Raw genomic sequence first — 12,282 nt, 5'->3', positions numbered from 1 at the left:
GTGATGCACAATACGATCAATATAGGCGGCAGCAAATACTTCACGCAAAACAGGTCTCTTGCGCATAAAACAGTCAGAGAAGTCCGGTTCATAGTGACCGTACCTTATACTTTCCCATACGGCAACCAGCCCCGTATCATAATTGAAGGAAAACTCAATACAGTCATCAGTATTGCGCTTTTGCCTGCAGCAGTCATCGTATGCTTCTATAATTGAGGATAAGGGTATGTCATAGATCGGTTTATCTGTTGCGGAAACGGGACGAACCCTGCCTGCGCTATTCTTGTTGTTCGTGTTCACGTTGCCGTTGTTCATGTTCACGTACCACGCGTTCGAGGATTCAGCATTCACTGTCTTGGTCTTTCCCGGTTCGTCACCGGAGGAATGCCCAATAGATAAATCAGATTGCTCTCCCATAAACTCCGTGAAGATTATGGCTCTGGCTTTACGGAAGCTGTCTTCTCTTGGGAAGCGGTGAAATTTCGCCACCCTAAAATTTGCTTTTCAACTGACGTGACCATCTCAATGATGTCCGCTGTCGTCTGAATATTGATCAGTTTCCGGTCTCGACATACCCTTAATAAGAGTTTCAATGTATCAAATTTAACAAGGAATTCGTTCAGGTATTCCACGCGACGCGGAAGACTTGAATTTGCATAACGGATCAGCTCACAACAACGAAGGGCGGACATCATAAGTTCCGTACCGAATTCGTACCTGTAATTCTTCGGAAACTTGTCTCTTGCATCAAGTATCAACATTAATAACCGATACATTAATTGATAGACTGGTCTGTCCTCTGCTTTTCCCATGTTAATTTTTGATATTTTTAAAATTTTTCTTTTACTCCGCAAAGTTAATGATTGTCAAACTATTAACACTCATTTTTTCAAAATTTTAAAACTAAAAAAGCCCCTACCGGGGCTAATTAAATGTAACTATCTAAGAGATAAAGAGTTAAAGAGACAAAGAATCTATTGCGGAAACGGGACGAACCCTGCCTGCGCTATTCTTGCCGTACGTGTTCACGAGGCCGCCGTTCATGGACACGTACCACGCGCTCGAGGCGTCATATTCGGTGCTGCTCCAGTACCAGTCGGTTGTAATTATATTTTGATTTCCAAACATGGAAGTTACAAGTTCATTGATTTCCAATTTATATTTAGCTATCAGCATGAGTTCGCCCAGTGCGGGAAGGTTCCACACGGTTGTATCCTCTATTCCATTAGATTCAAGGGTACAGGCTTTATATGCCCGGGCAGTTTCAGCGGCAGGAGCACCGACAGTTCCCTGGGTATCTTTAACACCTGCAAGAGTTTCTATAATAATATCGGTGTTGGATTTGCCGTCAAACGTATCATATAAGCCTTGATTACCGCTGCCATAGTTCTTCAAGCCCCTAAGGTCGGTAGCATAGCCACCCCACTTGAATGTTTTCGTACCGCCTGCGTCAATACAGTCACTCTTGGCGATAATGAACTGGCGACATTCGGCACGTACACGGATACCGATACGGATATATTTCGAACGGTTATTCGCGCTCATGGAGTTCCATTCGGAAGCGGTGAAAAAGACCTGTTCACCGTCTTCAATTCGAAGGGCAGCCAAAGACAAATCAAGGAGCGTACCTGCCCATTTCATATACTTGGCGATCTCGCTTGCAGGGGTGTTTTCATTGACGGTTGTAAAACCTATTGACTGCAAAGCTGAAATTTGGTCTTGTTTATTCAAGCGCAAAAGCATTGCGCTCCCATTATTTTTATCCATTTATTATATAATTTTAGGTTAATACTATTCAGAAGCAATAGCTCTCACATGAAGAAGAATGGAATTTTTATTCTGAACCGTACAACGTCCGGTATTCAGTTCGAATGTCCAGGCAGAATTATTATCCCAAATCGTACTTGACCAATAATACTTATCGGTCATCAACATACTGTCACTGCTCCAAAAGGTACGCATCATCTCATTGATTTTATCGCGATAGCGGTACATCAGCAACATTTGCCCGGATGACGGCAAAAACCAGTTGGATTCATCCGCGATACCATCACTCTCCAAAGTATAAGCGCGGTATGAACGGGCAGCTTCAGCAGCAGGAGCGCCGATCACACCGCTATTATTTTGGTCTCTCAAAGTTGCGATGATAAGGTCGGTATCTTCCTCGCCAGTGAAACAGCCGTACATGGCGCCCAGTCCCTTTTGATTCAATCCGTCAATGGCTTTTCCTTGACCACCCCAATAGAAGGCAGTAGTCATGTCAGCATTGTAGCACTCTTGAGCGGCAATTACAAAGGAATGCCCATGTGCCCGGATACGAAGACCGCGTTTGATATAAAGTTGTTTATTGGCAACAGTTAGGGAATTCCATTCGGCAGCGGTAAAGTATGCCTTGGAGTTATCAGAGATGCGGTTACAGGCAAGACAGAGGTCAAGAAGCCCGGCAGCCCATTTGATACGTTGTCCGAATTCCGAAGCACGGGAGTTCTCGGTAATATCCGAGAATCCCACTGCGTTCAGAGCCGCCACTTGCGCCTGCTTGTTCAAGCGCAGCAGGGTCGCGCTTTGTTCTTTTGTACTCATAAATTAATTGATGTTTACTAAGTCGTTAATATCCATGTTATCCTTGGCGAAGCGTTCGAGATATTCCTCGTAAGATTCGCCATTATAATAATCCATTATTTCACCCACATTATCCAATGTGACTTCGGGATAATAAGGTTCACCACCATAGGCTTCCGAATTGAACCAATCAATCATCTTGACATAGGCATCGATAATGGTGGAAACGGTCAAACCTTCAAACCCGTTCCGGATCGCTTCTATATCCGAGTTCTCGATAACTTCATCCAGCAGATAGTTTCCGGTAAGTACGGGCTTCTCTACCTGATTACCGTTTTCATCCAGTCCCCCGATACCGAGCTGCAGGATTTCCAGCACTTCCGAACCGTTCCCGATGAAATCACGGTTGGTGATACGGATATGGCGGAATACGACATTACCTTCCTGCGAATCGATTATATCGCGGATCATTTTTACAACGTCGATAAGCGGGCAGTTTTCCACGCGCAGTGTGGTGATGTTCGGCATGGATTCAACAACGATGCCTGTGTCCGCATTCAGCCCTTTATAGCTCAACTTATCGAGGTTCATCAGTTTGAACTGTGTCATGGTGGTCGGCAATTCCGCATATTGAACCGGACAGCCACCCACAAAGTTGACGATCTGCAAGGAACTGCCGTATGCCAGCAGATGCAAAAGGCGCGTTGCTCCGGTCAGGTCAAGAGATACCAGCTTTTTGAAGTTCTCGACGTTCAGGAGTCTCATATACGGTTTTTCACCAAGCGGAAGGTCTGTGACGCTATTGTTAGCGTATCCTTCGCGCTTGCTGCCGAATACCAGTTCCTCGACACGGATCAGCGTAGTGAAGTCCTTTGCCTGTGTACCGTCGATGTTGACAGTGCTCAAATCACCCAAAGACTTGATCTTCGATGCACCGATGATATAGATCGCGCTCGATGAGTTTGAACCGTCGAAATGGAATGTCACCTTTGAACCGTCTTCTTCCGCCCATGCCCCCTGTTGTGCAGCAGGCGTGTTGAATCCCGCCCACAATTTCCACTGTTCGCTTGCGGTCACTTCGATATTGATGTTCTCACCGATAGCGCGGAACATGCACATGTTATTTGCCTTCAGGATCGTGCTGACACCGAAGTACGCATCAAGGAAATCATAACGGGCAGACACGTAGTAATGTCGGTAAGGGATACCCATACCGGAAATTACGTTGAATGCCTGACCGCCCGGATTGGTGATATACTTCGCTACCGAGTCACGGCAGGCAACGATTGCGGGTATCATCAGGTGGTCTTTTTCTTCCGATTCACGTAATACGGCTTCATAGGAGAAGGCAGACTCGCCACCCGGAAGGCGCGATGTACGGATTTTCTCTGCGGTCGCTGCAAGTCCGACCTGATCATAACGCCACATGCCTTGCCATACGACACTCATACGTCCGGCAAACACGTTTTCCCCTTCCATGACGCTATCGAGCATCACATTATACGGAAGTTTGAAAATACCGGAGTTATTCTTTCCGTTCGTACTGTCCGAGTCGTAGTCATGATTCATATACCAGCGATAGACACCATCCGGGCACAAATATAAAGCCCACATACTGTTCTTTGACAACTGGTCGACGCCTGAATGATACAGGATACGAACCAAGTACGCGCGGAAAGAAGCCACGCTGCAATACTTGTCCATTTCCTCAACCAGTTTCCGGTATCGGTTTTCGAGCGTGTCGCTGACCTGTACCCCGTTGATACTGATTTTGCCGCCTGCCATACGGTTCTTCGGATTGCATGAATACACCCATTCGCAGAACTGTTTCCAGCGGTACGGTGTCTTCTTTCCAAGCGCGTAGGCAAGGCTCATGTCATCATCATCCGGTGTACGGAATTCAAAGAACATCGTCCATTTCGGGACAAGGCTTTCCGTTGACAGTTCCCCACCGTACAAGCCTTTCACCCACTTGCTGTGTGTCGACTGCATGGTCATGAAGTTATCGATGTCATCGAAGATGCACATGCCTTCATAATCGAGCATTTCAACGCATTCAACCGGGTTCAGGACACGTCCGGTAACGGCAGTTTTCTTGCCGTTGAAAGAGATTGTCCCGGTAGTGTTCTTCCATCCCCCGTCGACATATTCCATGAACTTGTACGAAGCGTCCGTCGATTTGGAAAGCATGTAGATCGTATCCTGATCGTAGTCGCCAGTATGGGACATGAAATAGGATTCCGTCACGTCCGGAAGGTCGATGAAGTCGCCATAACTCAAACAGTCGGCATTATAACCGGGAACGTCCTTGAAACCGAAGGTCGGTGGGTTTCCCTTGTCGATGTTCCAGTCACCACGACACCAGAAATAGGCGTCATTGATATTCCCGGTATCCGACTTGAAGACAAGCACACTGTTACCATCGATAGAGGTACGCAAGTCCAGCGTGTTGTTTTCATCCGCATAATACGCGTTTTGCGCTGGTGTCATGTATTCCTCGCCCAAAGCCTTCTGCATATCGTTATTGATACGGGAAATCGGGGTGTTCACCTTGTCGGGTGATGCATAGTTGACCTTCAGGCAGACTTTGTCGAACGGAATACTTTTGCCACGCAGAATGATTTTTTTGTTTGCGATTGCGTCGAGCAAAGCCTGCGGAGCAAGTTCCGGATACATTGCGCGGATAGTTGCCTTTTTCAGCTTGTATTTCCTGTTCTTATAGGTCGGATAGAAGGCGGATGTCGTACCCTGATTGGTCGTTTCCACGTTCTCGATAATAAGGCTCATGCCTTTGTCCTTGCAGAACAGGTACAGGTCTGTATATATCTTGGTGGACGTGTCCGTTACGTTGTCAAGCGTTTCAAGTTTATAATCCCCGTGCGGCATTTCCACCAGACAGTCGCACATTTCAAGTGCTTTGTTCAGGTCGATTTTGTTGTCGGTAAGGATGTCATTCTTTTTGTTCAAAGCGATCATTTCATCCGTGTCGGACTTCCCGATTACAAACTCGTCGTTGATTTGTTCGTCAGCCATTTCCTTTTCCCATGAAAGCAAACGGTACATGTACAGTTCCCCGGCTGTTCCGGAGAAGCTGATTTGTTCGGACTGCTTGATCGCGCTTTGTCCTGCCGTATACTTGGATGCGCCAATCAAGTCCCCGTCGCAATACAGTTTGATATAGCCTTTGCCGTCCTCTTCCGCATTTGCCTTTTCAATGACGAAGGCAAACTCGTAGATGTCACCCGGTTTGAAATACCGTTCGATAAGTTCAGTTCCGAGTGCTTTGAAGTACACGCATTTTGAAGTGATACGCCACCCGATTTGGTTTGCTTCGTCCCAGCATGACACGACGTTCGCATCAGGATCGGCAGCGTTCTGCGTCTTTATCTTGATGATGGTAGTCGATCCGGTCTGCTCAATGTTGGTACGGTTATAGGGACGATAAGTACACAATGCGGTGGCATCATCCGAAACCTTGAACGCCTTTCCTTCGGTTTTATCGATGACAAAGGCATTCGTGGAATAGTTGAACCCGTTCTGTTCCATTTCGTAAACTCCGTACAGCCATGACTTGTCCTGATCCGAATTGTCCTTGTCTGCCGGATTGAAATAAATCATATAGCTGGAATCACCGTTGATGTCAATGACGGAACTGTTAACGGAGTACTCAATCGTATTGCTTTCTCCGGCTCCGCATTTTCCGTAAATACTCAACACGTTCCTGATATTGTCCGCAATCGAAAAGCCGTCAACACGGGTGGACAGGTTGAATGTACTGTTACGTCCTACTGATACGGTAGTCATCACCGTATCGGTTTCACTATTGTCCCCGGTAGAGGTATTGGTAACTTTTGCGACCTTGTGTATTTCAACATGGGCATCGGTAGCAACATGACCGGGATCATAGCACGCCACTTCGATATTGAGGTTTGCGTACTGTTTGGCAACCCATGCTGTTTCCGTGTCTTCCGAATGTGCCAGCGCGACAACAGGCATAAGGCTGGACGGATTAACGATCATTACGTCAAAGAACTGGAAGTTCGACCATACGCCCGATTCCACGTCCTGTGCGACGACTTTGATAGTATATGCACCATGTTTCAGCCCCAAAGACGAAACGTTGATTTGCAAGTCCTGTGAGCGTGTAGAAGCTACGCTGGTCTGTGAGATCAGCTTCCATTCGTCACCTGTTTTGATATGAGCCGTAACGGTTGACTTATTGGCGGAGGACAGTTTGAACACGTCCGTCATGGTGACGAGTCCCGAACCTTCCTGCAATGTTTTGTACAAAGCCCATACGCGCGAAAGTTTCAGGTTTACAGCCGTGACGCTGATTGTCTTCTGTGCGGTATTTCCCCCGTCATCGGTAGCAACGACCACGAACTTGCGGTTCATCGCTTCACTGAAATAGCTTTTAACGGGAATCGTGAAAGTGTAGTCCGTATCTGACGAGGAACTTTCCCGGTTCACGTTGAAAGTTTCAAGCGTTTCACCTGTTGACTTGTCTTTCAGTTGCAGGGTTTCGATGTTGTTGTATGAAACCATCTCACCCGATCCGGTACGCGACATGATCGCAAGCCTGATTGTCAGGTCGTCAGTTCCGAGTGCGGCATACAGGGAGGTCTTTTGCGGATAGATGTACACGATTGTCCCGGCAACGTCCCCACCGCCACCAGTTCCGACTGCAAAGGTGAAACCGTCGCCCAGCGGAAGCCCTTCCGCGTTCTTCATGTACACGCGCACCGTTCCGTCTTCTGCCTGCTCGCCATCCACGTCGACGGGCATGGCATCATAGACCGCACCACCTGCTACCGGGTTCACGCTGTCCTTGATGATTTCGGAATCGGTTTCGACTGTTCCTCCAGCGGCAGAACCGAAGTCGTTCCATGCTGCCAAGTCATTATAATCGGCACGGGACGCGCACAACTGTTTGGATTCAAATGTTTCCTTTCCGGTACGGTAGATAATAACCACACCGGGCTTGATACATTCCGTTTCATTCGCTGTCTCGTAAGCTGTCAAGGCATTGATAGCTGTTTGAAGAATATAGTATCCGTTTGACAGTGGTGCAATTTCATCAACCAGCAGCACTGCGCCTTTGCCCGTCATGTCATCACCAGCACCACCGAAGTCCGTCCAGTTCGTTTCTGTGGCAAAACCTTCAAGGGATGATCCGGCAAACTGCTTTGACTCCCATTCACCATCAGCAACTTTATAGGTTAATACTATACCCGGTTTGCGGTAAGTTATATTATCCACATCCTCCCTTTCCGTTATTGCGGCAATAGCTGCGGGCAAGGAATAGACAGAGCCGCCACAGATTTCGTTGACATTGATAACGGACAGGGCTTTGTTAGCCAGCGACAACGCTGAAGACGCGGTAGCCTGTGCGTCTTCAGCCGATTTCTTTGCCGCTTTTGCAGCCAAGTCCGCAGACGCGGCTAACTGCATCGCGTCGGAGTCGGCAGAAAGCAAAGCCCCGGCAAAGTAGATGTAGGTTTTGTTGCCGAACAAGTATATTTTATTCTCGTGCGGGTGTGTGCGGTCGGTATTCATATAGTCATCAACACCTTTCCAGCTTGGGTAATACTTGTTGTCAACGAAGCAGGCAAATTTACCCAGACTGGCGACAAATACAATTTTACCGTCTTCAGTAGGCGCACTGGACTGCTCCAGCACGATGGAAGGGTCAGTTACTATTTCGTCAAAGCGTTCCGTTGAATGATGAACGAAATCTACCATTAAAGAAGACACGTCCTGTGATGTACTGTCAGCATCGTCAGAAAGGCTTTTAAGTTTACCCCACACTGTCCCGTCTTCGCTTTCCGATGCTTCTTCCGTACCGACATTATCGGATAGTTTTCCGATGTTCTCGTTCGCTTTTTTGGCGGATTCCGCGGCTTCATCGGCTTTCTTTTGTGCTGCATCAGCCGTATTCTTTGCCGTTTCTACATCTTCTTTTTTTGCATATACAGAAAGGTTACCCGTTGTTGAGACAAGTTTCCAGCCCGGATTTTGAAAGGCGTAGATGTTGCCATTGTCGACTGCATCGGGATGGCTCTCATCATATACCGTCACGATCTGACCGAATTTCAACGGCTTTCCGTCAGAGCCAGCCGGGGAAATACTGTCCGCGTTCATCTTCGCGACGGTCGTATATGTATTGCGGATACCCAGTCCCACCTGATTCTTTTCCGCTTCATTGATGACATCCAGCGTCTCATCAATCAAGCCGCCCACCTCATCAGGTGATATGGATAGGGAGTCTTTCTTTGCGGAAAGCTCCTGTGCCCGTCTTTTTAATTCGTATATTGTTGCCATACTTCTTTTATTTATGGATATTTTTATGAACGATAATCCGATGGCTAGAATTCGGACTAACATATAGAACCTGATTGGTGATATGAGAAAGGTATAACGCACCTTTTTCCGCATTAAAATTGACATATACTGGAACAATTATCTCGCCATTATCAGATTTTGCTACGATACACCTATACGAGTGGGAATTATCGCCCGCTATGAATTTGAATGTTTCAACACTTGTGACTGCTCCTCCCATAACACCGTACTTAAACCCGAGAGATGTGATAATCTCTATCACGTCTCCCTTTTGAAGAAGAGGTATATCTTCCTCGAACATTTGGATTGTTGCCTTATTCCCTTCAGAGTTTACCGATACCTCTTCCACCGATAGTGACAGCGAACGGCTTGTCAGTTCTTCCAACGTCTTCATGTTTTTTTGCGAAACAAATAGGTCACCCTCTTTTACCGTATCGGTCAGTACTACCTTTCTGATCCGGTAAACATAGCCCTCTGATGCGTCTTCATAGTTCTCCTTTTGTTCATCTGTACTGACCACTTTCCAATACAGGTTAGCGTTCATTACACCATTGAAACTGCCTTCCTCCACCTTGTAAACCTCTCCGTTAATGACTATATATCCTTTTTCCCAATGGTATGATGTCGGATATCCGGCAATAGAAATAGGAGGTGGAATGTTACAACCGGAAAGGATAACATTACCATACGCACTGATTATTCCTTCCACGGTTTCAGCAAATGCGCTTTGCATAAAGTCCAAATCATCAAGATAGAACGGTTGTCCGCCTTCTTTAAATAACAGTTTATTCATATTCGTATATTTTAAGGACATAAGAGCGTCCGGCTGGTTTATAATAGTCCACTAAATTTTTAATCTCACTTTCATACGCAGCCAAAAAAAACGGGATGTTTACTATAAAATTGCCCGAGTAATTTCCTTCACCACGTTGCTGGATGTATTTTATTTCTGCCCCTTCGCTCCGTTTATGCAGGTAGGACGGTATCTGTTCCTCCCTGCGGTAGTATAAGCGTGACTCTTTCCCTGCTATATCTGTAATGTATATTTCCCTGTTTTTCAGAAAAAATCTATCGTTCAAAACTTTTTCAATATATACCACCTGACCGTTTATATTCAGCTTGTCGATAGCCTGTTTACGGTAACTTTTAAACAGGGTGTAAATAAAGATTAAAGGAAGCAGGAAGATTGATATAATTGTAAAAATCGTCCTTTTCCGCAACGATGGGCGAAGCACATACTGCGCATATTTGATAATATCGAAATCATACCACATAAGTCAGGGATGTTTCAAGGCTGTTCAGAATAAAACATCCAGATACAGCCGTATAGTTATTATTTTTAATCACGTTATATTCCGTAGCGGATGCCGCTTTTGCGGCACATTCTCCAAGTTCGATGTCCAGCACCCCTTCAACCTTCTGTATCGCGTCGACAAGCTTCGTTTTATTGAATTTACCGCCATACTCGATGCCTTTCAGGTAATCGTTGATAGCAGTGACAACAGGCTTGCTGCCATCGGATAAACGAACACCGGAAGCGTTAAGAATCATCGGGTCGACTTCTATGGTGGCGTTGATACGGATATCGTCCGCTTTCATTGACTGGATGGAGAGAATCACCCCGGCAATCTTGATTGAATTCATATAGCTTTTAAATGCCGTTAGAACGTCCCCGGTCAAAGGACATGGAAGCCCGCCTTCGTCTCCGGACACGAGTATCTGAATACTTCCCCCACGATCTTTGACCGCCACATACTTGACAAGCTGTTTGGCTTCGTCGATAGCGGAATACCGGAACTGGTATTTTTCCGGATCATAGACCAGCGGATCACCATACTGAAAAGCCAGCGCACTGCTATGATACCAGCGCACCGTCGGTATGATATTAGCGTCAATCCGTTCCTCTACGTCCGTCTTGAACTGGTCAAACATTTGCTCTATGACGTGCGCTGTTGCCGCAAAAATGTAGAACAGGGTGCTTTCTATTGACACGGGAGAAAACACCGAATCAAAGTCGGCATCACCTGTGATACCATATATGTCCCGGATAATGCTATTAGACATATAGGCATCCGTCATTTCTTTCTTTATTTCTGCGATTGTTCTAGCCATTATTTAAATTGTTCGGTAAATTGTTCAGTGAAAATTCTCAATCGTATTGCATTCGACGCGGTTTCAGAAGTAGCCGGGCAAACGGAGTTCCTCCGGCAGTAATCAGCCAGTTCACTGTTATACACCTTCTCCGGTATTTCGATTTCCTGTCCGGCTTGCAGGGTATCTGTTATACTCATATCGTTCGTCTTGGCAAGCATGAAAGCCGCTTCGATTGTACCATATTCCTGCACGGATATATCCAGCAAGGTTTGTCCGGCTTGTACTACTGTTTTCATCTTACATTTTTATAAATAAAAAATACAAATGCAATAAAAAAGGCTGCTATTACGGCTTTTGCCCACGGAGGAATGTACGCGACCTTTTCAACGATCTTTGTATCATTCTTCTCCTGTTTCTCGAGTTGTTCCTTCAATGTCAGCAGGGTTTCCCGAATTTCTTGTATTTGCACCTGTAACTGTTCGTTATATGTTTCTTTCTCCTGCTTGGTTGACGTTCCTGTCGCTGTTTCCATTGAGGTCGGGTATTGTTTCCCTGTGCTATCCGGTGGCGAATAGTTCGTCTTCTGCCAGTTGAATTCCATTTGCTGCATCATCTCGATAATTCGCTCAACGTTCTTGTTTACGTCGACCTGCGCTTTGTCTGTAGAAACTTCTTCCTGTTCCGTCTGCTTCTGTTCCGTGTTATCCTGATGAATGGTCGTATCAATCTTTGACGAACGACAGGAACAGACAGACAGCATCACGATTGCGAGTAAAAAAACGAGTATCTTTTTCATTACGGTCGAACGATTACAGGTGGTAAAAATGAGGTAAATTCACTCTTTACGTCGAAGCAGGGACATTCTTTCATCCACTCGCATTTTTCGACGATGCCGTTCCCGTTCTTGTCCGGACTGGTATCGCGATGTCCGAGGATATCAATAATGTCATGGCGGTTGCAGATGTCCTGAACGAGCTCGCGAATCGCTTTCTTTTGTGCATCCGTCCGGGTATCCTTTGCCTTGCCGTTCTTGTCCAGTCCCCCCTCATAGCAGATACCGATTGAACATCGGTTATAACTGGTATTCGTACCGGGAACGATAAAGTTGTCATGTGCTCCGACTTCGTTTTCCGCCCGCATGGGGATCACGCGACCGTCTTTCCGGGTATAATAGTGGTATCCCCATTTACCGAAGCCGCGGGCTACATGTGAATCGTTGATTTGTTTCTCTGTGAAATCCTTGTCTTCGCGTGTTGCGGAACAATGGATGATAATGTATGTAGG

At 46.3% G+C, this 12,282-nt stretch carries 10 protein-coding genes and 1 pseudogene; all 11 read right to left on the bottom strand.

The window, feature by feature from the left end; genetic code table 11:
* A pseudogene (locus AB5443_RS23105) lies at positions 1-417 on the bottom strand (reverse transcriptase); the annotation flags it as partial.
* A gap of 14 nt (positions 418-431) precedes the next feature.
* Entirely contained in the window at positions 432-812 is a 381-nt protein-coding gene (locus AB5443_RS23100; RefSeq protein ID WP_272196437.1) for a four helix bundle protein, read from the bottom strand.
* A 145-nt stretch (positions 813-957) separates the two neighbouring features.
* Complete coding sequence (locus AB5443_RS23095; RefSeq protein WP_368119643.1) at positions 958-1,767, bottom strand: DUF1566 domain-containing protein; 810 nt, start codon at positions 1,765-1,767, stop codon at positions 958-960.
* A 24-nt stretch (positions 1,768-1,791) separates the two neighbouring features.
* Positions 1,792-2,583, bottom strand: a complete 792-nt coding sequence (locus tag AB5443_RS23090) for a Vir protein (protein WP_336524898.1) — start codon at positions 2,581-2,583, stop codon at positions 1,792-1,794.
* Positions 2,584-2,586: 3 nt separating this feature from the next.
* Positions 2,587-8,883, bottom strand: coding sequence for a hypothetical protein (locus tag AB5443_RS23085; RefSeq protein WP_288084218.1), 6,297 nt, complete (start codon positions 8,881-8,883; stop codon positions 2,587-2,589).
* A gap of 7 nt (positions 8,884-8,890) precedes the next feature.
* On the bottom strand, positions 8,891-9,697 hold the full coding sequence (locus AB5443_RS23080; protein ID WP_287614209.1) for a hypothetical protein: 807 nt from the start codon (positions 9,695-9,697) through the stop codon (positions 8,891-8,893).
* Positions 9,690-10,178, bottom strand: coding sequence for a hypothetical protein (locus AB5443_RS23075; protein WP_287614204.1), 489 nt, complete (start codon positions 10,176-10,178; stop codon positions 9,690-9,692). Before AB5443_RS23075 ends, AB5443_RS23080 begins: the two co-directional genes overlap by 8 nt.
* The gene (locus AB5443_RS23070; protein ID WP_287614201.1) at positions 10,168-11,016 is read right to left on the bottom strand and encodes a hypothetical protein; all 849 of its coding nucleotides are present in this window, start codon (positions 11,014-11,016) and stop codon (positions 10,168-10,170) included. The genes AB5443_RS23075 and AB5443_RS23070 overlap by 11 nt, the downstream gene beginning before the upstream one ends.
* Positions 11,016-11,294, bottom strand: a complete 279-nt coding sequence (locus AB5443_RS23065) for a LysM domain-containing protein (RefSeq protein WP_007765984.1) — start codon at positions 11,292-11,294, stop codon at positions 11,016-11,018. The genes AB5443_RS23070 and AB5443_RS23065 overlap by 1 nt, the downstream gene beginning before the upstream one ends.
* Positions 11,291-11,794: a membrane lipoprotein lipid attachment site-containing protein gene (locus AB5443_RS23060; RefSeq protein ID WP_288084215.1), complete on the bottom strand. Its 504-nt coding sequence runs from the start codon at positions 11,792-11,794 to the stop codon at positions 11,291-11,293. The genes AB5443_RS23065 and AB5443_RS23060 overlap by 4 nt, the downstream gene beginning before the upstream one ends.
* The coding region (locus tag AB5443_RS23055) for an N-acetylmuramoyl-L-alanine amidase (protein WP_368119642.1) at positions 11,794-12,282 on the bottom strand (489 nt) is incomplete at its 5' end. The genes AB5443_RS23055 and AB5443_RS23060, both read right to left, overlap by 1 nt.

Origin of the sequence: Bacteroides sp. RTP21281st1_H5_RTP21281_210402 (assembly GCF_040918965.1) — a bacterium.
GTDB lineage: Bacteria > Bacteroidota > Bacteroidia > Bacteroidales > Bacteroidaceae > Bacteroides > Bacteroides congonensis.
This window is presented reverse-complemented; position numbering and strand designations above follow the sequence as displayed.

Bases quoted from the DNA above. Each gene is read 5' to 3' on its own strand.
- AB5443_RS23085 (WP_288084218.1), bottom strand. From the start codon at position 8,883: ATGGCAACAATATACGAATTAAAAAGACGGGCACAGGAGCTTTCCGCA.
- AB5443_RS23070 (WP_287614201.1), bottom strand. From the start codon at position 11,016: ATGGCTAGAACAATCGCAGAAATAAAGAAAGAAATGACGGATGCCTAT.
- AB5443_RS23080 (WP_287614209.1), bottom strand. From the start codon at position 9,697: ATGAATAAACTGTTATTTAAAGAAGGCGGACAACCGTTCTATCTTGAT.
- AB5443_RS23075 (WP_287614204.1), bottom strand. From the start codon at position 10,178: ATGTGGTATGATTTCGATATTATCAAATATGCGCAGTATGTGCTTCGC.
- AB5443_RS23100 (WP_272196437.1), bottom strand. From the start codon at position 812: ATGGGAAAAGCAGAGGACAGACCAGTCTATCAATTAATGTATCGGTTA.
- AB5443_RS23090 (WP_336524898.1), bottom strand. From the start codon at position 2,583: ATGAGTACAAAAGAACAAAGCGCGACCCTGCTGCGCTTGAACAAGCAG.
- AB5443_RS23065 (WP_007765984.1), bottom strand. From the start codon at position 11,294: ATGAAAACAGTAGTACAAGCCGGACAAACCTTGCTGGATATATCCGTG.
- AB5443_RS23060 (WP_288084215.1), bottom strand. From the start codon at position 11,794: ATGAAAAAGATACTCGTTTTTTTACTCGCAATCGTGATGCTGTCTGTC.
- AB5443_RS23095 (WP_368119643.1), bottom strand. From the start codon at position 1,767: ATGGATAAAAATAATGGGAGCGCAATGCTTTTGCGCTTGAATAAACAA.